We start from the raw sequence: 22982 nt of genomic DNA, 5'->3' as shown, positions 1-22982 counted from the left end.
CATGCGGATCGGATTCGCCGGACTCGGGACGATGGGCGGCGGCATGTGCCGGCGCCTGGCCGAGGCCGGTTTCGAGGTGGCGGCCTTCGACCTGGACGCCGCCACCGCCGAGCGGGCGGCCGAGCAGCCCGGCATCACCGCCGCCGCCGCGCCCGCCGGCCTGGCCGCGCCGGTCGTGGTCACCATGCTGCCGGACGGCGCCGCCGTCCGGGCCGTGGCCGAGCAGCTGCTGCCGGCCATGGCGGCCGGCTCGGTGCTGGTCGACACCGGCTCCAGCGACCCGGCCGACACCCGCGAACTGCGCGAACTGGCCGGCCGGTACGGCGTGCACGTGGTGGACGCCCCGGTCTCCGGCAGCCCGGCGGCGGCCCGCGGCGGCGAGCTGACCCTGATGGCGGCCGGCGACCCGGAGGCCCTCGACCTGGCCGAGCCGGCGCTCACCGCCCTCGGCCGGGTGTACCGGGTCGGCCCGTCCGGCGCCGGCCACGCGTTGAAGGCGCTGAACAACCTGCTGTCCTCGGTCAGCCTCGCCGCCACCGCCGAAGTCCTGCTCGCCGGGCGGGCGTTCGGCCTCGAACCGGCCGTCATGCTGGAGGTGGTGAACGCCTCCACCGGCCGTAACCACGCCTCCGAGACCAAGTTCCCGGCACACGTGCTGACTGGCACCTTCGACTCCGGCTTCGCGCTCCGGCTGATGCTCAAGGACCTGCGGATCGCCGACCGGCTGCTGGCGGACGCCGGCGGCCGCTCCGACCTGGGCCGGGCCTGCCGGGCGCTCTGGGAGGACGCCCGGGAGAAGCTGCCGGAGCAGGCCGACAACGTCGAGCTGGTCCGCTGGCTGGAGTCCGAGGCCGGACGGGAGCTGCGGTCGTGAACGGCCCCGAGCTGACGCCCGCCCCGCGGATCGCCGTGATCGGCGGCACCCCCGCCACCCTGCGCAAGGTGCGCGCCGCGGGCTTCGAGATCGTCTGGGTGTACGGGCCGCAGGAGCTGGACCCGGCCGGCCTGGCGCACGTCGCCGAGGCCTACCTGACGGACTACCGGGAGCCCGCCGCCGTCGCCGAACTGCTCGCCACCGTGCACCGGTCCCGCCCGCTGGTCCGGGTGGTCTCGATCATCGAGGACGGCCTGGAACCGGCCGCCGCCGCGACCACCCGGCTCGGCCTGCCCGGCAACGGGCTGGACCTCGTCCAGGTGCTCCAGGACAAGCTGGCCTTCCGCACCCTGCTCGCCGAGCGCGGCGTGGACGCCGTCGCGGCCCGGATCGGGCACACCGCCGAGGACATCCGCGCCTTCGTCGCCGAGCACGGCCCGACCGTGATCAAGCCGCGCTACGGCTCCGGCAGCCTCGGGGTGCGCTTCGTCGAGGACCTCGCCGCCGTGGACGAGGCGGGCGCCTGGGCGGCCGGCTTCGGACTGCACTCCTTCCTGATGGAGCAGTTCCTGTCGGGCACCGAGATCAGCGTGGAGACCTTCAGCTACGCCGGCCGGCACGTGGTGCTCGCCTTCACGGCCAAGGAGAAGCTCGCCTCCTTCGTCGAGGTCGGCCACACCCAGCCCGCCCCGCTGGAGGACGCCACCGCCCGCCGGGTCGAGGAACTGGTCTTCGCGATGCTCGACACCGTCGGCCTGGCCGACGGCCCCGCGCACACCGAGGTGATCCTCACCGCGCAGGGGCCCCGGCTGGTCGAGTCGCACAGCCGGCGCGGCGGGGACCGGATCACCGACCTGGTGAAGGAGGTCTACGGGATCGACACTGATGCCCTGGCCTTCCTCTGGTACGCCGGGCGCACCGACCCGGTCCGGCCCGGGGAGCCGTCCTGCGGCGCCTCGATCCGCTTCCTGACCGCCGAACCCGGCGTGGTCGCCTCGGTCGAGGGCCTGGACGCGGTGCTCGCCGACCCGGCGGTCGTCGACGCCTCGGTGAGCGTCGCCCCGGGCGACACCGTGGTGCCGATCGCCTGGTCCTACGACCGCTGCGGCCTGGTGCTGGCCCGCGGCCGGGACGGCCGGGACGCGGCCGAGCGGGCGAGCGCCCTCGCCGCCCGGATCGCGATCCGGACCGCGCCCGCCGAGACCGGCCCGCCCGCCCGCACCCTGGCCACCATCGCGGCCCGCCCGGACCGGCTGGTCGGCGCCGCCCCGGACCCCGCCCCGGGAGCCGGCCCGGGAGCCGCCGAGTGAGCGTCGACGCCAAGGAACTGCGCGGGGCGCTGCGCCCGCACGCGGCCGGGATCGCGGTGCTCACCGCGCCCGGGCCGGTCGGGGTGACGATCACCTCCTTCACCTCGGTCAGCGCCAGCCCGGCGCTGGTCTCCTTCGCCCTGGCGCAGACGTCCAGCACCTGGCCGCGGGTCCGGGACAGCGAGTGGTTCGGCGTCCAGATCCTCGGCGCCCACCAGCAGGAGCTGGCCCGGCTGTTCGCCACCCCGGGCGCCGACCGCTTCGGCCCGGACACCCGCTGGCACTCCGGGCCGCACCAGGTCCCGCTGCTCGACGGCTGCCTGAGCTGGCTGGTCTGCACCCGGCACGACGTCCGCACCCTGGGCGACCACCACGTGGTCACGGCCGCCGTCACGGAGGTCCGCCACGGCGCGCCGGGCGACAGCCTGGTCCACCTGCACGGCGTGATGCGGCCGGTGGCCCAGCCCGCTCTGGCCCGGCCCGCCCTGACCCGGAGCTGACCCCCGCCGGGAGCTGACCCCCCGCCGGGACCTGACCCCCCTGGCCGGGAGCCGGCCCCCGCCCACCATCCGACTGGAGGAGCAATGGAGACGGAAGCACGACCGCCGCGGCAGCCGGCCACCGGGGCGACCGCCCCGCACGCCCTGGTGCTGGTGGACAGCGACCACGCCGACACCCCGTACGACCTCTGGGCGGCCGAACTCGGCGTCCGGCTGACCCTGCTGGTCTCCGAGGAGAAGTACCCGCAGTATGCCCACCTGCCGGCCGCCCGGTCGATCCCCGGCTACCACGGCGGCAGCGAACTCGAGCGGGTGGCCATGGAGTTGGCCGAGGAGGACTTCGTCGCGGTGATCGCCCGCGGCGAGCGGGACGTGCTGCGCGCCGCCCGGCTGCGCGAGCTGTTCGGCCTGCCCGGCCAGCACTGGGACAGCGCCCTGGCCTTCCGCGACAAGGTCCTGATGAAGACCATGCTGCGCGAGAAGGGCCTGGACGTACCGGAGTTCGCGCCGGTGCGGGTCGCGCTCGACCTGTTCGGCTTCATCCGCGAGCACGGCTACCCGGTGGTGGTGAAGCCCGCCCTGGGCTCCGGCTCCAAGGGCACCGTGGTGCTGCGCGACGAGGCCGACCTCACCGGACTGCTCGCCGGGGGCCTGCCCGAGCACGCCGAGGTGGAGCGCTTCGTCGACGGCCGGATGTACGTCGTCGACGGCCTGGTCACCGAGGGCCGGCTGGCCGCCGTGTTCGTCTCGCACTACCTCAACGACTGCCTCACCTTCCACTCCGGCGGCTACCTCGGCTCGGCCCAGCTGAACCGGGGCGAGCCGCTGGTGGAGCGCCTGATCGAGTACGCCGAGACGGTGCTGACGGTGCTGCCGACCCCCGACTGCACCAACTTCCACCTCGAGGTGTTCCTCACCCCCGACGACCGCCTGGTGCTCTGCGAGGTGGCCAGCCGGACCGGCGGGGCCCGCACCACCGGGGCGATCCGCGCCGCCACCGGCTTCGACCTGGACCAGCGCTGGTTCGCCGCCCAGCTCGGCGAGCGGATCCCCCGGGGCGAGGAGCTGCGGGCGGTGCCGCCGGGCGGCTCCGGCGGCTGGGTGCTGTTCTACCCCGGGCGGGGCCGGCTGACCGGACTGCCGCAGGAGCCGCCGTCCTTCGTGGTCGAGGAGCGGATCAAGGGCACGGTCGGACACCGCTACCACGGTGGCGAGAAGTCCGGGGACTACCTCGGCGGCTATGTGATCATTGGCCGGGACGCGGCCGAAGTCGCCGCCAACGCCGAGGAGTTGGCCGCGTGGTACGCGAACGGGATCAGCTGGGAGGAGTAGGGTTCGATGGACAAGCGGTACATCGTGGTCGGCGCGGGGGCGGTCGGCGGCGTGGTCGGCGCGCGGCTGCACCGGGCCGGGCAGCAGGTGGTCCTGGTCGCGCGCGGCGAGCACGGCGCGGCGCTGCGCGAGCACGGGCTGACGGTGCACTCCCCGGCGGGGGCGGCCACCGCCCGGATCCCGGTGGCCGCCGGTCCGCAGGAGCTCGAACTGCGCGAGGGCGACGTCCTGTTGCTGGCCGTCAAGACCCAGGACACCGCGGCCGCGCTGGCCGACTGGGCCGACCGCCCGGTCGGCCCGGCCGGGGCCCGGGCCGGCGCCCGGCTGCCGCTGGTCTGCCTGCAGAACGGGGTGGAGAACGAGCGGCTGGCGCTGCGGCACTTCCGCCGGGTGTACGGCGCCATGGTCGTGCTGCCGGCCGCCTTCCTCACCCCGGGCGAGGTGCGCACCTGGTGCGGGCCGCGCACCGGCGCCCTCGCCCTGGGCCGCTACCCGGACGGCGCCGACGACACCGTCCGGGAGATCGCCGCCGACCTCACCGCGGCCGACTTCCGGGCCGAGGTGGTCGAGGACGTGCTGCGCTGGAAGTACGGCAAGCTGGTCGACAACCTGGCCAACGCCGTCGACGCGCTGTGCGGGCAGCGGCCCGGGGCGGAGTCCGCGGCTCTGGCCGTCCGGGCGCGGGCCGAGGCCGTCGCCGTGCTGGAGCGGTCGGGCATCGCGTTCGCGACGTCCGAGGAGCTGACCGAACTGCGCCTGGGCGCGGTCGAGCGTCGGCCGTCGGACCCCGGGGCCGGGCACGGCTCGACCTGGCAGAGCCTCAAGCGGGGCGGCCGGTCCGCCGAGGTGGACTACCTGAACGGGGAGATCGTGCTGCTGGGGCGCGGCTGCGGGGTGCCGACGCCGGTCAACGAGCTGTTCCAGGAACTGGTGAACCGCTGGGTGCGGGAGCGCCGCGAGCCCGGCAGCCTGGCCGTGGCGGAGCTGGCCGAGCTGATCGGGCGGGCGGCGGACGAACAGCCCCTCGCGGCGGGGTAGTCGGCCGGACCTGGCCGCGGGCCGGAGGTCAGCAGCGGTCCGGGCGGCTCCCCAGGCGCAGCGCCGGTCCGGCCTCGGCGGCCGGTTCGGGGCCGCGCCGCGACTCGGCCAGCAGGTCCTCGGTGCGCTCCAGCCAGGGCTTGGAACCGAGTTCGGTGAACAGCTTCCGGCAGGCCTTGAGGTGCCCGGCGGCCTGGGCGCGGTCGGCCCGGCGGAGCGCGATCTCGGCCAGCGCGTAGCGCGAGCGGCCCTCCACGGCCCGCTCGCCGACCTGCCGGGACAGCTCCAGCGCCCGGGTCAGGGTGTCGACCGCGCCGTCCAGCCGGCCCTCCCGGCGGTGCACCGTGCCGAGGCCGTGCAGCGCGTAGGCCTCGCCGATCCGGTCGCCGCCGGCCCGGACGATCCGTAGCACCTCCCGCAGGGCGTCCTCGGCCAGGTCCGTCCGCCCGGCCGACAGGTGCAGCTCGGCGAACCGTTGCAGCACCTGGGCCTCCACCCGGACGCAGTTCTCCGCCCGGCAGATCACCAGGGCCTGCTCCAGCAGGGCGTGGGCCCGCTCCGGCCGGCCCGCCGTCATCCACCAGCCGGCCAGGCTGCGCAGGATGTGGGCCTCGCCGATCCGGTCGCCGACCAGCCGCATCACGGCCAGCGCCTCGTCGTACTTCTCCCGCATCGCCAGGTCGTCGCCGCGCACCCCGTCCAGGAAGGCGTCGTTGCGCAGCACCAGGGCCCGGCCGTGGTCGTGTCCGGCCGCCTCGAACAGCTCCCGGGCGAGCGCGAAGTGCTCCTGGGCCTGCTCGTGCCGGGTCTGGAACATGTGCAGGGTCCCGAGCGAGTAGAGCATCGCGGCCTGGCCGACGGTGTTGCCCGCCCGGACCGCCGTCTCCTGGGCGAGCCGGGCGGTCTCCTCCCAGTCGTCGAAGTGCCCCTTGGCCTCGAACAGGGTGACCGAGGTGAGCGCGAGATCCCAGCAGAGTTCGTCCAGCCCGGCCGCGGCGGCCTGCCGTACGGCCGTCACCAGGGCCAGCCGCTCGGTGTCCCAGCCGTCCACCCCGGTCCCGGCCGCGCCCGAGCGGCCCTCCAGCGGCGGCCGCCAGCGCTCGGCCGTGCCGTGGATGACGGTGTAGTCGCCGCCGTACTCCCGGCGGTGGGCGTCCTCGGCCAGGGCCAGCCAGCCGCCCAGCATCCGGGCCAGCGCGGCCTGCCGCTCGCCCGTGCTCTCGGTGGCCACCAACTGCTCGTGGGCGTAGGCGCGGACCAGGTCGTGGAAGCGGTAGCGCGGCCCCGGCTGGTTCGGGTACTGGACGATGTCCATCACCTGGGCCTCGACCAGCAGGTCGAGGGTGTCCTCGGCGGTGCACGGGTCGCAGTCCAGCAGCGCCGCCGCGATCCAGGCGGGCGCGTCCGGCAGCTGGACCAGGGAGAACAGCCGGAACAGCCGCTGGGCCGAGGGCGGCAGGGCGCGGTAGGTGAGGCTGATGGTGGAGCGCAGTTCGAGGCCGTGGTGGCTGAGCTCGTCCAGCCGGCGGCGCTCGTTGCGCAGCCGCCGGACCAGCCGCTCCACCGGCCAGTGCGGGTGCGAGGCCAGCCGGGCGCCGGCGATCCGCAGCGCCAGCGGCAGCCCGTCGCACAGGTGGACCAGCTCGACGGCGGTGTCCAGTTCGGCCTGGACCCGCGGCCTGCCGATGATGCCCGCCAGCAGGTCCAGCGCGTTGGACATGTCGAACACCTCGACGTCCACCCGGTGGATCCCCGGGACCCGGGCCAGCCGGACCCGGCTGGTCGCGAGCACCGCGCAGCTGGCGCTGCCCGGCAGCAGCGGCGTCACCTGCTCCGCGCTGGTCACTCCGTCCAGGACCACCAGGACCCGGCTGTCGGCCAGTCGGCTGCGGTACATCTCGGCCCGCTCCTGGGGGTCCTCCGGGATCGCCTTGGCCGGCACCCCGACCGCCCGCAGGAAGCGGGCGAGCAGCGTCCCGGTCCGGCCCTCGCCCTCGCCGGTGGCGCCCGGCTCGGCGGTCGGGGTGTGCAGGTCGGCGTAGAGGTGGCCGTCCGGGAAGTGGGCGCCGGCCTCGTGCGCGGCGCGCACCGCCAGCGCGGACTTGCCGACCCCGCCCGGGCCGCAGATGTTGACGATCGGCACCGCGTAGCCGGGGGCCTGGGTGCCGGCGTAGGGCACGATCAGCTTCTTGATCTCGTCGAGCTGGCTCCGGCGACCGATGAAGTCGCTGATGCTGGCGGGGAGTTGGCGGGGGGTGAGGCGGAAGGCGGTCTCGGCGGCGGGGTGTGCCGGGTGGGTGGTGAGGGTGGCCTGGACGGTGTGGGTGGTGTGCGCGGTGTGCGCGGCGTGGACGGCGGGAGCCGGGGGCGCGGGCGGGGGAATGGCGGGGGCCGGGTCCGCGGTGCCCCGGTCGGCGGGCGGCATCGACAGGGGCGCCACGGAGACCAGGGCCACCTGGGGTACGGGCGCCGGTGCGGGGGCGAGCACGGGTGCGAGCGGCGGAGCGGCCGGGCTGGCGGCGGTGTGCCGGGCGTGCCCGTCGCGGTGCCCCGGCAGGTCCAGCCCGGGGGACTGGCACAGGATCGCCCGCTCCAGCTCCCGTAGTTCCTGGCCCGGCTCGATGCCGATCTCCTCGACCAGTGCCCGGCGCGCCCGCTGGAACGCCTCCAGCGCGTCCGCCTGCCGGCCCGAGCGGTACAGCGCCAGCATCAGCTGCCCGTACAGCCGCTCCCGGAGCGGGTGGCGGGCGGTCAGCGAGGCCAGTTCGGCGCCCAGCTCGCCGTGCCGGCCGAGCAGCAGGTCCAGCCGGACCCGCTCCTCCAGCACGGTCAGCCGCCGGTCGTCCAGGTGGGTGGCGGCCCGCTGGGCCAGCTCGCCGGGCACCCCGTCCAGCGCGGGCCCGCGCCACAGCGCCAGCGCCGCGCGCATGGTGGCGGCCGCCCGCTCGGTGCGGCCCGCGCCGTCCTCCTCCCGGGCGAGCGCGACCAGCCGTTCGAACTCCAGGCTGTCCACGTCGGCGGGCGCCAGCTCCAGCGCGTAGCCGGGGGAGCGGGTGATGATCGCCTCCGGCCGACCGGCCTGGGTGAAACGTTTGCGCAGGGTGGAGACGGCGACCTGGACCTGTCCGCGGGCCGTGGTCGGCGGTGCGTCCCCCCACACCGCGTCGATCAGCTGTTCGGTGGAGACGGTCCGGTTGACGTTCAGTCCGAGCATCGCCAGGACCACCCGCTGCCGTGGGCCGCCCAGGTCCAGCGAGCGCCCCTCATGGACCAGTTCGACCGACCCCAGCAGCCGTAGCAGCATGCCTTCCTCCCCGTCAACCGAAACGCGCTCAGCGTATTGGTATACACCAGATTCCCCCGTGGACACTACCGTCACAGCATTAACCGGACAGTCCGTGCGGGAGGTTTCTGTACGCTCGCCGAATTCTTGCCATAACCCCCGCGCTATCGTACGTGATCCCGGTCTGACCATTGCTGACGCAGATGCTTCGTGTGCGTGTCAGCTCTGCCAGGGCCTCCGGACGGATTCTCCGGGGCCGGGCCCCCGGCGGGCGGCCCCGGAATTGTTTTTGGACATTCGGGAGCGGCCCGCCGGGCCTCTGAACCGGCCGTGCCGCCCGGCCCGTTCGACGCGCCCCGAACGGGCCCTCAGGTTACGGTGACCGGACCGGACGGGGCCGAACGGAGGAGGGCGGGTCGATGGCGGGCGAGCCGACGGAGAGCGAGCCGACGGAGAGCGGGTCGAGGGCCGACGGATCGACGGCCGGAGGGCCGGGGGAGGACGTGGTGGACCGGCGCCGGCCGCGCCGGCTCGCGCGGCTCGCCCTGCTGTGCGCACTGGCCGCCGTGGTCGTGCTCGCCTTCACCGGCCCGCACGGGCTGCTGGTGCTGCTCGCCGAGCTCGCCGGCCTGGTGGTGACGGCCGTCGGCGTCTGGTGGGCGATCACCCGGCGGGCCCTGTGGCGGCTGGTCGGCGTGCTGCTGGCCGTCGGTGGGCCGGCCGCCGGCGTCCTGCTCGCCTATGACGCCGGGGTGCTGGCGCTCACGGTGACCGCCGTGGCCCTCTGGCTCGCCGCCCTCGCCTGCGCCCGCGCCGCGCTGCGCGCCGCCCGGCCGCCGCGCCCGATGCCCACCCGGGAGACCCCGCCGCCGCGGCAGCCCGTCCTGATCATGAACCCGAAGTCCGGCGGCGGGAAGGTCGAACGCTTCGACCTGGTCCGGCGCGCCGAGGAACTGGGCGCCCGGGTGGTGTTGCTCGACACCTCCGCCGAGCAGGACGTCGCCGAGCTCGCCCGCCGGGCGGTCGCCGACGGCGCCGACCTGCTCGGAGTGGCCGGCGGCGACGGCACCCAGGCCCTGGTCGCGGCCGTCGCCGCCGAACACGGCCTGCCGTTCTTGGTCGTCTCCGCCGGGACCCGCAACCACTTCGCGATGGACCTCGGCCTCGACCGCACCGACCCCGCCACCTGCCTCGACGCCCTCCGCGACGGCGTCGAACTCACCGTCGACCTGGGCCGGGTCGGCGACCGGACCTTCGTCAACACCGTCTCCTTCGGCGCCTACGCCCAGATCGTGCAGAGCCCCGAGTACCGCGACGCCAAGACCGCCACCGCCCTCGACGCCCTGCCCGACCTGCTGACCGGCGAGGCCGGGCCCACCCTCACCGCCCGCGCCGACGGGCACCGCATCGACGCCCCGCAGGCCCTGCTGGTCAGCAACAACCCGTACGCCGCCCCCGACCCCGTCGACCTCGGCCGCCGCCCCCGGCTGGACGAGGGCCTGCTGGGCGTGGTCGGCGTCCGGGTCGAGGGCGCCGCCGGAGCCGCCGAACTCGTCCTGCTCGGCGAGCGGGCCGCCGCACTGACCCTGCTCTCGGCGCGGCAGGTCACCGTGCACGCCGACGCCGCCGAGATCCCCGTCGCCGTCGACGGCGAGGCGCTGACCCTGCCGACCCCGGTCGTCTGCACCCTGCAGCACCGCGCCCTGCGGGTCCGCGTCCCGCGCGAGCGCCCCGGCGCCGACCCGGCCCAACGGGCCCACGCCCACCCGCTGGACTGGCGCGACGTCACCCGGCTGGCCCTGTCCGGCCCGGGTACGCACCCGGCGCAGGCTCGACCCACCGGAGGCCACCGATGACCGGCCCGGTCCTGCGCGACCTCACCGCGCTCGACGCGGCGCTCTACGCCGCCGTCGCCGCCACCGACACCCCCGCCCTCGACTCCGCCCTGCGCACCCTCTCCGCGGCCGCCGACCACTCGAAGATCAACCTCTCCGTCGCCGCCGCCCTGGCCCTCGTCCCCGGCCGCTGCCGCCGCGCCGGGGTGACCGGCGCGGCCGCCGTCGCCCTCGCCTCCTTCACCGCCAACATCCTCGGCAAGCGGCTGGTCCGCCGCCCCCGCCCGGACCGGGAGGCCGCCCGGGTGGTGCTGGGCCGGCACGTCCCGATGCCGGTCAGCGCCTCCTTCCCCTCCGGCCACACCGCCTCCGCCTTCGCCCTGGCCACCGCCGTCGGCACCCTGCTGCCCGCCACCGCCGTCCCGCTCGGCCTGCTCGCCGTCGCCGTCGGCTACTCCCGGGTGCACACCGGCGTCCACTACCCGGGCGACGTCCTGGCCGGCGCCCTGCTGGGCAGCACCTGCGCCGGGATCGCGCTCGCGGCCGGACGGCGGACGCCGTAGGGTCGAGCCTTCGGACCCGGGGAGGGGAACACTGATGCTGCACCGCAGCCTGGGAGTTGACGGACCGAAGGTGAGCGCGCTGTGCCTCGGCGCGATGACCTTCGGCACCACCGTGGACGAGCGGACCGCCACCGCGATCCTCGACCGGTTCACCGAGGCCGGCGGGACCTTCATCGACACCGCGAACAACTACGCCTGCTGGGCCCCCGGCGGCACCGGCCACGAGAGCGAGGAACTCCTGGGCCGCTGGACCGCTCGCCGCCGCAACCGCGACCGGCTCGTCCTCGCCACCAAGGCCGGCGCCCGCCCCGTCCCCGGACTGCCCTACCCCGAACACCTCGAAGGCCTCTCCGCCCCCGCCCTGCGCAGCGCGGCCGAGGGCAGCCTGCGCCGGCTCGGCACCGACCGGATCGACCTCTACTACGCCCACGTCACGGACCCGGGCACGCCCGTCGAGGAGACCATGGGCGCCTTCGCGGGCCTGGTCGCCGACGGCAAGGTCACCGCCCTCGGCTGCAGCAACCACCGCGCCGCCGACCTCGCCGCGGCCAACGACCTCGCCGACACGCGCGGCTGGCCCGGCTACCGGTGCGTCCAGCAGCGCCACAGCCACCTGCAACCCCGGCCCGGCGCGGACCTCGGCATCCAGCGGCACGCCGACCGGGCCCTGCTGAGCTACCTCGCGGACCGGCCGGACCTCACCCTGCTCGCCTACTCGCCGCTGCTCGGCGGCTCCTACACCCGCCCCGACCGCCCCCTGCCCGAGGAGTACCGGTGGCCCGGCACCGAGGCCCGGCTCGCGGCGCTGGCCGAGGTCGCGGAGGAGACCGGCGCCACCGTCAACCAGGTCGTCCTGGCCTGGCTGCTCGGGCACCCCGTCCCCACCGTCCCGGTGATCGGCGCCGGCTCGGTCGCCCAGCTGGAGGAGAGCCTGGCCGCCCTGGACCTGGCCCTCGACCCGGACCAGCGCCATCGCCTGGACACCGCGGGCAGTTGAGCCGGGCAGCCGGGCAGCTGAGTCGAGCCGGGCGGGCCGTCAGTGCCGCCCGGTCCCGGTCCCGGTCGCGGGGCGCCGGATCGAAGGCGTCCACCGCCGCCGACGGCCGGCCGGGCCGCCCTCGGCGCCCGCCGCGCGGGCCCCGTGCACCCGGCGGCGGGCCTGCTCGGCGAGCCCGCGGGTGTCCGCGGTGGTCCGGTCGAGGGCGGTCGCCACCAGGTCGACGGGCAGCCGGAACACCTCGTGCAGCACGAAGGCGATCCGCTCGGCGGGGGCCAGCGCGTCCAGCGCGGCCAGCAGCGCGGGCCCGACCGACCCGTCCGCCGGCACCGGGTGCCCCGGCCCGACCGCCACGTCCGGGAGCCGCCGGGGCCGGGTGTCCCGCGCACCCAGCAGCCCCAGGCAGACCCGCCCGGTCACCGTGGTCAACCACTCGGCGAGGTCAGCCACCTCCGCCGGATCGATCCGGCCGAGCCTGACCCACACCTCCCGCACCGCGGCCTCCGCCTCCGCGTGCGAGCCCAGCAACGGGTACGCGAGGGCCCTCATCCGCGGCCGCAGGTGCTCGAACTGGCCTGCCTGCCGGTCCTGCTCGGGCACGGTCACACTCCTCGGCTCCGGAGGGTTCGTCACCGACCGGTACCCGGCCGTGGCTGGACCTTACTCGGAGAAGCAGGTTGATCACACCGGGTGGTGCCGGGCGAATCTCCGGGGAGGTCCGACGCGGGTCGCCGGAAACGACGCCGGTCGCCGGAAACGACGCCGGAAACGACGCCGTCCCCCGCCGGATGGACTCCGGCGGGGGACGGCGCTCTGCGGTGCTGGGGTCGAACGGGTGTTACACCGTCTGCTGGGCCTCGAAGATCCAGTGCTCGTTCCCCTGGTCGACGCACTGCCAGACGTCCAGGCCCCGGCCGTTGGTGGTGTTCCAGGCGCTGAGGTCCAGGCAGAGGCCGGACGCCGGGTTGTACAGCGAGTTGTCGTAGCGGCGGGTCCAGGTCTGCGAGCCCGGGTTGCTGCCGCAGTCCTGCGCGACGACCGGGGTGCCGTTGACGGCCGCGGCGTCCGCGGTGCCGAGGCAGAGCCCGGAGATCGGCATCTTGATCCGGTTGTCCTTGGTCATCACGAAGTGCTGGCTGTCGCCGTTCCAGCAGTCGTAGATCCGGAGCTGGGCACCGGCGTTGCCACCCCAGTTGTCGAGGCACTTGCGGCTGTCGACCGCGCTGCGGATCTGGATGGCCGAGTCGGTGGTGGCGAGCGTGTTGGCCTGCTGGTCGGTCAGCGCGTACGGGTAGGCCCGGACGTCGCTGATCGCGCCGTTGAGCAGGTCACCGGGGGTGGACTTGTTGTAGGTGACACCGCCGATGTTCAGGCTGCCGGGGGCGGGCTTCCAGCCGCTGGGCATCCTGTCGGAGCCGACGGCCGCGCCGTTGACGTACAGCGTGATGGTCGAGGTGTCGGCGTTGAACGTGCCGGTCAGGTGGGTCCACTGACCGACCGCCGCGTTGGTGCGGCCGCTGTGGTCGTAGGCGGAGTACCAGGCCGTGGGGTTGGTGCTGTCACTGCTCGGTGCGACGAAGGCCCAGTTGTGGAAGGACTTCGAGTACTGCAGGTAGAACGGGCTCGCCACGTCGCCGGTGAGGGAGACGGCGGTCTCGAAGGAGTCGAGGTTGTTGACCTTGACCCAGGCCGAGACGCTGTAGCTGCGGGTGGTGTCGAGACCGCTGTTGACGGGGGCGGTGGTGCGGTAGACCGACGCTCCGTCGAAGGCGGTGGCCTTGTTGGCGGTGCGGTTGTGGTCGGCGGTGAGGGTGGCCCCGGTCGGGTAGCTGTTCTTCGGGTCGTCGCCGTTGCGGTAGAGCTTGTTGGTGTCACCGCTGTCGCCGCTGGTGCGGCCGTCGAGCACCCACTGGGCCGGGTTGACGGCGGTGTTGGCGACGGTGTTGGGGCCGACCTGCCAGGTGTAGCCGGCGGTCGGGGTGCCCGCAGTGGTGACCTTGCCCCACCAGATGTCGACGGAGCCGTCGGCCTTGGTACCCCAGAGGGCGGCGTTGCCGTTGCCGGTGAGGTCGCCGTCGGAGCCGAGGGTGGTCCAGGTGTCGCTGGGCACCCCGCCGATCTTGGTGGTGCTGGCGATGCCGGTGAGGGTGGGGACCATCAGGGGCTTGCCGGTGGGGTCGTTGACGGGCTGGCCCTGGTTGTCGGTGGCCAGGACGGTGCCGGTGGTGAAGGTGAGGCCGTTGAGGTCGTCCTTGGCGGCGTCGGCGGAGGCGGCGAGGTTGCGGGTGAACAGGCCGGGGTGGCCCTGCTTGGCCCAGTCGCCGGGGGTGATGAGCTCCTTGTCCTTCCAGCCGGTGGCGGCGAGGCGGACGGGCTTGCCGAGGGTGTTGGCGTTGGTCGCGGGGTAGTACCAGAGGGCCGCGTCGGTGCCGTTGTTGGTGCTCTCGACGGTGAGCAGGCCGGTCTTGTTCTTGAAGCCGAGCTTGGGGTCGAGGTCGGTGTTGACGGGGTCGCCGAGGGCGGCGATGCGCAGGGTGGTGGACCAGTCGTTGGCGTTGTAGCCGGCGGTGGTCAGCCAGGAGCAGTCCTCGGTGGCGGTCTTGGCGCACTTGGGCTTGGCGAGCGGGACGGGCTTGTCGATCCGGCCGTAGACGCCGGTGTTGCCCGGGTTCGGGTAGACCCAGAGTTCGCCCGCGCCGGGTGCGTGGGCGATCACGTCGTCGATGTTGTTGCCGCCGGTGAGGGTGCCGCGGTGGGTCAGCTGGATGCCGTTCCACCCCTTGCCGCCGGGGGCCTCCGCCGGGAGGGAGACGGCCGAGACGGACGGGCTCTTGGCGTTCGGGTTGCCCGGCGGGTTGTACGCCCGCAGGTAGCCGGCCTGGTCGGGCGCGAGGATGTCGGGCGCGCCGTCGCCGGTGACGTCACCGAAGACCGGCGGCGGGCCGTCCGGGTTCCACGGCACGTAGAAGGAGTACTGGGCGACCGGGGAGACGTTGCGGGCGTTGTCCATCACCTGCAGGTACAGGATGTTGGTGCCCCAGCGGCCGGGGGTGACCGGGATCCCGCCCTGCGGCATCGAACCGCCGCACGACCAGCCGACGTTGGCGAGCTGCGGGTCCCAGCCCCAGCGGGCGCAGACCACGCCGGAGGCGTTGCCGCCGGGTGCGGGGTCGGTCGCGGTGAAGGGCACCAGGCCCTGCTCGCCGGCGTGCTTCTTGGTGACCTGGCCGTTGCCGGACGGCGGGAACCTGTCCGCGAGGTCGGCGGCCGACAGCACGGTGTTGGCGTCCGGGACGGAGAGGGTCGGCGGGGTCAGGTCGACGCCGAAGCGGCACATCGGGGTGGAGGCGGACATCCGGACCAGCTTGTCGGTGGCCATGGTGCCCCAGCCGTAGACGTGGCCGTCCTTGATGACGCTCGGGTTGACCTGGAAGACCGCGTTCCCTCCGTTGGTCACCTCGGCGGTGTAGCCGGAGTCGACGTCGGCGCTCAGGTCCGCGTAGTCCCAGATGTGGGTCCAGGCGAACAGTGAGGTTTGGGCGTTGCTGCTGACCGTCGCGTTGAGGCTGACCGACCCGTTGAAGCCCGAGGAGGAGTTGAGCCAGCCGATCGAGTTGCCGTCACAGCCCTGGTTCTCGGCCCACGGCACGGTCGTCGAGGGGACGGGCCAGGCGTACGGGTTGGTCGGGGTGTTGGGGACGCGGTCGTACTCGACGACGACGGCGGGGTTGTAGGTGAGGCGCTTGAAGGCCATCTTGTCGGACTCGTTGTGGGCGAAGAGTCCGAAGGTGAGGGTGTCGTGGCTGGGGGCGTACTGCTGGTAGGCGCCGGTGACGTCGTAGTCGAACTGGGTGTTGCCGCCGCAGCCGCTCTGGCCGGCGCCGCCGACGTCGGCGCTGCCGGTCCAGGCGACGACGCCGGGGGTGTTGTTCCAGCTGGTGCTGTTGTCGATGGCGCCGGTGAGGGCGAGGTCGACCTGGTACTTGTTGGTGCAGGACATGTCGGCGGACTTGGCCTCCCAGACGGACAGGACGGCCTTGTTGATGACGATGTCGTTGTACCAGCGGGTGTCGAACTGGAAGTAGGAGCGTTCGATGCCCTTGTCGGTGCGCCAGCCCTGGTAGCCGACGCCCGGCTGGGCGTACTGGTCACCGGTGTTGGCGACGGTGCGGCCGAGGTTGGCGGCGCCCGGGTAGGCGGACTGGGTCCAGGTCCAGGCGTTGGCCTCGCGGCGGTCGTAGATCCAGCCGGGGTCGATGAACCAGGGGCCCTGGCCCTTGCCGAGGACGGTGTCGTCGGTGGTGAGCTCGACGGCGTCGCCGGAGACCGCCGTCTTCATGGTGGCGACCTTGGCGTTGGTCCCCGGTGCCTCGGCGGTGCTGGTCTGCTCCGGGGTCTGGCCGTCGCCGTCGCGTTGGGCGGCGGCGGACTTGCCCTTGACCGCGGGGGCGCCCGTCGTGCCGCTGTCCCACATCTGCGGGGCGGAGGCGTGCCAGCGGGTCTTGCCGTCCTTGGTGGTGGCGGATAGGTTCCCGGCGTCGTCGGCCTTGACGGTGACGCCCTTGGCCTTGGTGGGGAAGCGGACCTTCTTGAGGGCCGGGTTCTTGGCGGCCTCGGCGGTCTTGACGACGAGGACGGTGGAGAGGCCGCCGAGCTTGGAGGCGGTGACGCGCAGGTCGATGCCGGGGGCGACCTCGGGGTAGACCAGGGCCTCGCCCTTGGGGTCGAGGGTGGGCTTGGTCAGTGGGAAGGGCGAGTCGATGGTGAGGGACTCGCCGTCCGGGCTGGTGAGGGTGCCGAGCGGTCCGTCTCCGCCGCCGGAGAGGTGGACGCCGGCGACGGCGGTCTTCGGCCGGTAGCCGCCGTGGTCGTCGGCCACCAGGGTGCCGTCGAGGTCGGCCCAGGCGTTGTCCTGCTTCACGCGCTGGGGGTCGGCGTGCTGGGTGCGGGACAGGTGCCCGGCGGGGGTGGCGACGGTCTCGCTGTACTCGTCGGTCAACTCCGGTACGGGGACGGGCTTTCCGGTGCGCTTGGCCTCGGCGATCGCCTTGTCGGAGGCGATTTGGGGCTTCTCGCCCGCGAACTTGGCGTCGCCGGCGGCGATCCGGTCGGCCAGGTCCTTCGGGATCGCCCCGGGGGTCTGGCCGGCGGAGGCCGCGGGGGCGCTCGGGGAGTCGGCGGCGAAGGCCAGCGGCGCGATCGGTCCGACGGAGGTCAGCGCGAGCACGAGGGCGACCGCGACGGCGTGGGAACGCCGGGGCGGATGCCCGGTTCTGCGCATGCCGGAGGAAGCTCCGGACGGAGCGGACATGGTGAAGCCCCTTCGAGGAGAGGAGAGACCGTCCGGCCGCGAATGGCGACCGGATCCGGTTCGTTCGTGAAGGACCTCAGCAAGCTGCCGCATTAGCTGGTTGATCGTCAATTGCTATATGCGGCCGGGATGTCCGCTTTGACGGACCGTCCGCCGATTTCGTTCGACTGTGATTTGAATCACATCCTCAGGGGATCCTCAAGCCGCTCGACCACCGGATCGTCAGCCCCCTACCCTCCAGCGAGACTGTCCGCGCCGAGTCGCGGTGCGGACTTCTCAAAGGGGTGGAGATGTCCTCTTTTCCCGAACGACCACCCGGTGAATCCGGGTGGGACCAGTCGCCGTCGAGATGGCGTAAATCCCAATTGTCATTGGTCGGTTCGTTCGCGGTGCTGGCCGTTCTGGCGGCGCCGCTCGGCACCGCGGTAGCGGCCCCTGCGGGCGGCGGCGCCGACCACGGCCGGATCTGGTCGCCGCCCGGCACGCCGCTGCCGAAGACGGCCTCGGTGCACGGCGCGGCGGACAAGGTGAAGTCGACCTCACCGCCGACCGGTTCGCCGAACTGGGTGCCGCCGAAGTCCCTGCCGCAGCCGAAGAGCGGCAGCGCCGAGGTCGCGCTGGACGCCGGCGCCGGTGCGTCCAGGCAGGCGGGTGACCTGCCGGTCTGGCTGGCCCCGGCGCCGGGGGGCGGGGCCGCGCCCGCCGCGCCCGTGCGGGTGAAGGTCGCCGCACCGTCCGCGGAGTCCGCGAAGGGCGTGCAGGGCACGGTCGTCACGCTGACCCGCGACGGGGCGGCGGAGGCCGGCAAGGTCCAGGTCGGGATCGACCTCGGCGCGATCGGTGTCGGCGCGGAACTCGCCGCCCGGGCCCGGCTGGTGGCGCTGCCCGAGTGTGCGCTGAGCACACCGGACGCGGACGGCTGCCGGGTCCGTACGCCGGTGGCCTCGCACTACGACGAGAAGTCGAAGCGGCTGGTCGCGGACGTCGACCTGCCGGCGGTGGGCGGGACGTCGAAGGGCTCGCGGGCGGAGTCCGCGGCCGCCGCCGAAGCGCCCGCAGCCTCGGGTCAGGTGCTGCTGGCGCTGGACGCCGCGCCCTCCGGCGGGACCGGCACGTACAGCGCCACACCGCTGGCCTCCAGCCAGAGTTGGACGGCGGGCAGCACGTCGGGCTCGTTCACGTACAGCTATCCGATCGCGCTGCCGCCCTCCCTGGGCGGTGGCGCTCCCACGCTCGCGCTCGGCTACGACTCGGCCTCGGTGGACGGCAGGACGGCGTCGACCAACGCCCAGGCCTCCTGGATCGGTGACGGCTGGGACCTGAGCGCGGGATTCGTCGAGCGCGGCTACCGCGGCTGCGACAAGGCGGGCATTCCCGGTTCGGGCGACCAGTGTTGGGGCGGTCCGAACCTGACGCTGTCGCTGGGCGGCCACTCGGGTGAGCTGGTGCCGGAGGACTCCTCGTGTGCCGCCGGGACGGCGACGGACGAGCAGTCGCGGTGCAAGTGGCGGCTCAAGGGCGACGACGGGACGAAGGTCGAGTTCCTGACCGGCGCGAACAACGGCACCTGGAACGGCTCGTACCTCAAGGTGACCGACACCTCCGGCACGGTCTACTACTTCGGGCTCAACCAGCTTCCGGCGGCGGACGGTTCGCCGAGCAGGACGGGGCCGGAGAGCAAGTCGGCGTGGACGGTTCCGGTGTACTCGCCGAACCCGGGTGACCCGTGCTACGACGGGTCCAAGGGCAAGGGCTCCTGGTGCCAGACGGCGTGGCGGTGGAACCTGGACTACGTGGTCGACGCCCACGGGAATCTGACCACGTACTCCTACACGCCCGAGACCAACTGGTACGCGCGCGGTGGCGCGCAGAACGGCGGCAAGGGCACGAACACCGCATACACGCGGGGCGGGGTGCTGGCCGCGATCACCTACGGTCAGCTGCTGTCGGACCAGTTGGGCGCGGGCGGCTCCTACCAGGCGGCGGCGCGGGTGGACTTCGACTCGGGTGAGCGGTGCGTCTCGGACGCGGCGACCTGTGACCCGGCGAAGCGGACGGCGGCGAACGCCGCCAACTGGCCGGACGTTCCGATGGACAAGCAGTGCCAGGAAGTCGGTGCCTGCACCAACTACGGTCCCACGTACTGGTCGACGAAGTGGCTGAACGCCATCACCACCTCGATCCGTTCTGGCAGCACGTACCGTCCGGTGGACAAGTACGAGTTGACCCATGTGTTCAAGACGCCGCAGAACGCGACGGAGAACGCCCCGATCGCCTGGCTGCAGTCGGTGAAGCGGACCGGTAAGGACACCGCCAACGGGCAGGCCGAGCAGGCGCTTCCGGCGGTGACGTTCGCGGACCTGCTGCTGCCCAACCGGGTCGACGGCCTGGTGCCGGCGCGGCCGCGCTACAACCGGCCGCGGCTGGCGGTGATCACCACGGAGACCGGCGGCAGCATCCTCGTCTCGTACAAGCAGGACCAGTGCTCGCGCACGGCCGGGCGGATGCCGCCGTCGGCCGACAACAACACCAAGCCGTGCTTCAACGTGAAGTGGTTCGACACCCAGGTGCAGTCCACGGTGGACGACTGGTTCCTGCGCTACCCGGTCGACACGGTGACCGTGGACCCGAACGCCAACCTGATCTCCGGTTCGGTGCCGATGACCACCTCCTACACCTACGGCCCGGCGGCCTGGCACCGCAACGACAGTCCGCTGGTCGAGTCCGACTACCGGACCTGGGACCAGTTCCGGGGCTTCGCGAGCGTGACCGCGGTGACCGGTTCGGGCAAGGACGGGCCGCAGGCCATGTCGACCACCAGCTACTACCAGGGCATGGACGGCGACCTCAAGGCCGACGGCAAGCCCAGGGGCGCCTCCGTCGCCGGGATCAAGAGCGGCAGCCGGACCGACTACGACTGGATGTCCGGGCAGGTCCTGGAGTCGGACACCTACGCGGACGCCTCGGCCGACGCGGGCTCGCCGGTGTCGTACACCGTCAACTCGTACGAGAACCCGGTGGTGACGGCCACCCACAAGCGGGCCGGCCTGCCGGACCTGGTCGCCCGCTACGGCGCCACCAAGGTGACCACCGCGGCGACCGCCGCGACCACCACCGGCACCCGCACCACCACGACGGTGTCGAACACGGACGCCGGGAACAACAACCGGGTCACCACGTCGCTGAGCACGGCCGACGGCACCCCGGACGTCTGCACCCGCTACCGGTACGCGGGCGGCGCCAACCCCCAGATGACCGGCCTGGTCTCCGAGCAGCTCGTCGTCTCGGGCGCCAATGCCTGCACCGCGGACGCGAACGCCTCCAACACCGTCTCCGACACCCGCACCCTCTACGACGGCCAGGGCTTCGGCAGCGCCGGCGCCAAGGCCGAGGTGACGGGCAAGCAGGTGCTGAACGGCTACGACGCCAACGGCGCCGCGCAGTTCGTCACCACCGCGACCAGCACGTACGACCAGTACGGCCGGGTCACCTCGGTGACGGATCCGACGGTCACCGACGGCGCCAACCCCAACGGCGCGGTCACCACCACGACGTACAGCTCGGCCAACCCGGGCGAGCTGCCGAACCAGGTGGTCACCGGCACCCCGGCCCCGGCCGGCGCGCCGGACGCGGGCACCGCCCGCACCAGCACCGTCACGCTCAGCCCGGCGCGCGGCCTCGCGCTCACCTCGACGGACCCCAACGGCCGTAGCACGACCAGGACCTACGACGGTCTCGGACGGGCGAAGGCGGTCTGGTCCCCGGGGCAGAACACCGGCGGCAACGCGAACGCGACCTTCGACTACGCCGTCAACGGCACCTCGGGGCCGTCCACCGTGACGACCAACTCGCTGCGTCCCGACGGCAAGGCCTACGGGAAGTCCGTGCAGATCGTCGACGGCCTGGGACGCACCGTGCAGACCCAGGGCGACCCGGCGATCTCCGCCTACCAGGGCCGGATCGTCTCGGACACCTTCTACGACTCGCAGGGCCGGGTGGGCCGTGCCTACAGCGCCTATTACGAGGACACCAACAAGCCGAACACGACCCGGTGGATCCCGGACGGCGCTATGGTGCCCAACCAGAGCGTGGTGCAGTTCGACGGCCAGGGCCGGGTGGTGAGCACGCAGTTCGTGGCGCTGGGCAAGCCCCAGACCACCACGACCACGGCCTACCCCGGCGCTGACCGGGTGGACGTCTCGCCGCCCGCCGGTGCCACCGCGACCAGCACGGTCACCGACGCGCGCGGGCGCAAGACCCAGGTGTGGCAGTACCGGACGGCCACGGCGACCGGCAACCAGGCCGACGCGGACGTCACCAACTACACCTACACGCCCGGTGGCCAGGCCGCGACCCGGACGGATTCGGCCGGGAACACCTGGAGTTACACCTACGACCTGCGCGGGCGTCAGGTGAAGGCCGACGACCCGGACACGGGCGTGTCGACCCGGACCTACGACGGTGCGGGGCAGTTGGCGACGACGACGGACGCGCGTGGTCAGACGGTCGCGATGACGTACGACCTGCTGGGCCGCAAGACCGGCACGTTCAACGGTTCGGTGACCGCGGCGAACCAGCTGACCGGTTTCCTCTACGACACCGTGGCGAAGGGCCAGTTGACCTCCTCGACCCGGTATGTGGGCGGCGCTGGTGGTTCGGCGTACACCAAGTCGGTCGGTGAGTACGACGCGGCGTACCGTGCGACCAGGTCGACCGTGTCGATCCCCGGCAGTGAGATCGGCGGCAGTGGTCAGGTGAACTTCGACTACTCGGCCGCCTTCAACCCGGTCAGTGGTTCGCTGGTGTCGGAGACGCGTGCCGCGGCCGGTGATCTGGCGCAGGAGGCGGTGAACTACAACTACGAGGCGTTCGGTCAGCTCAACGACATCAGCGGCTCGGGGTACACCTATCTGCGGCAGGCGGACTGGGACGCGTACGGGCGCAACATCCGTGACACGATGAACCCTTGGGGGACGCAGGTCGTCTCGACGAACACCTACGACGAGTCGACCGGGCGTCTGCTGACCCAGTACGTGGACAAGCAGACGGCCACCACCGGCACCGTCCAGAACACCACCTACGCGTACAACCCGGCCGGTCGGGTCACGGCGGTGCGGACGATTCCGGACAACAGCCCGGACCGGACGGACCTGCAGTGCTTCACGTACGACTACCTGGGCCGGCTGACCACGGCGTGGTCGGACACCGGGCGGCTCAACCAGCCCACCCCGTCGTTGGCCGGGCAGGGGTCGTGTGCCAATGCGACGCCCACCAGCGGGGCTTCGACGGCTGGTACCACCACCGTCGGCGGCAGTGCGCCGTACTGGCAGGACTACAGCTACGACGCGGTCGGCAACCGGACGAAGCTGGTCATGCACAACCCGACCGGTGACACCTCCAAGGATCTGACGATCGACCAGTCGTTCCCGGCGGCGGGTTCGCGCAACGTGCCGACCACGGCGGCGGGCACGGGCGGCGGCACCGGTGGTTCGCACGTGCCGACGGCGGTGAAGTCGACGTTCCCCAACAACGGGAGCACTCCGGGCAGTTACCAGTACGACGCGGCGGGGAACACGACGAAGATCGCGAACCCGGGGGCCAACAAGGCCCTGGGTGCGGGTTTCGTGCTCAACCCGGGTGAGTCGGTGCGCTCCAGCAGTGTGCAGCTGACGATGCAGTCGGACGGCAACCTGGTGCTGACCTCGTTGCGGACCGGTCTGGTGACGTGGTCGACGAACACGGGCAACCACCCGGGTGCGTGGGCGACGATGCAGGACGACGGCAACTTCGTGGTCTACGACCCCCAGCGGGTTCCGCTGTGGTCCTCGCAGAGCTGGGTCGGCCCGAACAGCAAGTACTTCGCGGTCGTCCAGGACGACGGCAAGTTCATGGTGTACGCGCCGGGCTGGGTCCCGAAGTGGGACTCCCACACCTGGAAC

12 protein-coding genes are annotated in these 22982 nt (G+C 73.3%); 9 read left to right on the top strand and 3 right to left on the bottom strand.

Translation table 11 applies throughout. The annotated features are described in order from the left end of the window. The first annotated feature begins 1 nt into the window (after position 1). From ACZ4W5_RS34260 to ACZ4W5_RS34240, 5 genes are all read left to right on the top strand, one after another. Positions 2–874 carry an NAD(P)-dependent oxidoreductase gene (locus ACZ4W5_RS34260; protein WP_465658963.1) on the top strand — a complete coding sequence of 291 codons (873 nt, stop codon included), beginning with the start codon at positions 2–4 and terminating at the stop codon, positions 872–874. Then, positions 871–2184, top strand: coding sequence for an ATP-grasp domain-containing protein (locus tag ACZ4W5_RS34255; RefSeq protein WP_465658961.1), 1314 nt, complete (start codon positions 871–873; stop codon positions 2182–2184). Before ACZ4W5_RS34260 ends, ACZ4W5_RS34255 begins: the two co-directional genes overlap by 4 nt. Beyond that, positions 2181–2684, top strand: coding sequence for a flavin reductase family protein (locus ACZ4W5_RS34250; RefSeq protein WP_360237661.1), 504 nt, complete (start codon positions 2181–2183; stop codon positions 2682–2684). Before ACZ4W5_RS34255 ends, ACZ4W5_RS34250 begins: the two co-directional genes overlap by 4 nt. 84 nt (positions 2685–2768) lie before the next feature. Then, positions 2769–4016, top strand: coding sequence for an ATP-grasp domain-containing protein (locus ACZ4W5_RS34245; RefSeq protein WP_465658959.1), 1248 nt, complete (start codon positions 2769–2771; stop codon positions 4014–4016). A 6-nt stretch (positions 4017–4022) separates the two neighbouring features. Next, positions 4023–5054, top strand: a complete 1032-nt coding sequence (locus ACZ4W5_RS34240; RefSeq protein WP_465658957.1) for a ketopantoate reductase family protein — start codon at positions 4023–4025, stop codon at positions 5052–5054. 28 nt (positions 5055–5082) lie between these two features. Here the strand turns inward: ACZ4W5_RS34240 and ACZ4W5_RS34235 are convergent, their stop codons facing one another. Beyond that, positions 5083–8358 carry an AfsR/SARP family transcriptional regulator gene (locus tag ACZ4W5_RS34235; RefSeq protein WP_465658955.1) on the bottom strand — a complete coding sequence of 1092 codons (3276 nt, stop codon included), beginning with the start codon at positions 8356–8358 and terminating at the stop codon, positions 5083–5085. A gap of 398 nt (positions 8359–8756) precedes the next feature. On the opposite strand from ACZ4W5_RS34235, the gene ACZ4W5_RS34230 reads away from it, so the two are divergent. From ACZ4W5_RS34230 to ACZ4W5_RS34220, 3 genes are read left to right on the top strand one after another with little or no spacing between them, the layout of a single operon-like run. Then, positions 8757–10193 (top strand): diacylglycerol/lipid kinase family protein, encoded by a 1437-nt coding sequence (locus ACZ4W5_RS34230; protein WP_465658953.1) that lies wholly within the window; start codon positions 8757–8759, stop codon positions 10191–10193. After that, positions 10190–10735, top strand: a complete 546-nt coding sequence (locus ACZ4W5_RS34225; protein ID WP_360237651.1) for a phosphatase PAP2 family protein — start codon at positions 10190–10192, stop codon at positions 10733–10735. Before ACZ4W5_RS34230 ends, ACZ4W5_RS34225 begins: the two co-directional genes overlap by 4 nt. Before the next feature lie 34 nt (positions 10736–10769). Continuing rightward, positions 10770–11732 carry an aldo/keto reductase gene (locus tag ACZ4W5_RS34220; RefSeq protein ID WP_465658951.1) on the top strand — a complete coding sequence of 321 codons (963 nt, stop codon included), beginning with the start codon at positions 10770–10772 and terminating at the stop codon, positions 11730–11732. A 39-nt stretch (positions 11733–11771) separates the two neighbouring features. On the opposite strand, the gene ACZ4W5_RS34215 is transcribed toward ACZ4W5_RS34220, so the two are convergent. Both ACZ4W5_RS34215 and ACZ4W5_RS34210 read right to left on the bottom strand, forming a co-directional pair. Beyond that, positions 11772–12332 carry a sigma-70 family RNA polymerase sigma factor family protein gene (locus tag ACZ4W5_RS34215; protein WP_465658949.1) on the bottom strand — a complete coding sequence of 187 codons (561 nt, stop codon included), beginning with the start codon at positions 12330–12332 and terminating at the stop codon, positions 11772–11774. A 238-nt stretch (positions 12333–12570) separates the two neighbouring features. Further along, entirely contained in the window at positions 12571–17013 is a 4443-nt protein-coding gene (locus ACZ4W5_RS34210) for a LamG-like jellyroll fold domain-containing protein (protein WP_465658947.1), read from the bottom strand. Between the two features lie 401 nt (positions 17014–17414). Between ACZ4W5_RS34210 and ACZ4W5_RS34205 the strand changes: the two genes are divergently transcribed. After that, positions 17415–22982: polymorphic toxin-type HINT domain-containing protein (locus ACZ4W5_RS34205; protein ID WP_465658945.1), on the top strand; the 5568-nt coding region annotated here is incomplete at its 3' end.

It is taken from the genome of Kitasatospora sp. NPDC029367 (genome assembly GCF_055569135.1).
The sequence above is the reverse complement of the archived record's forward strand: the minus strand, read 5'-3'. Positions and strand labels throughout refer to the sequence as shown.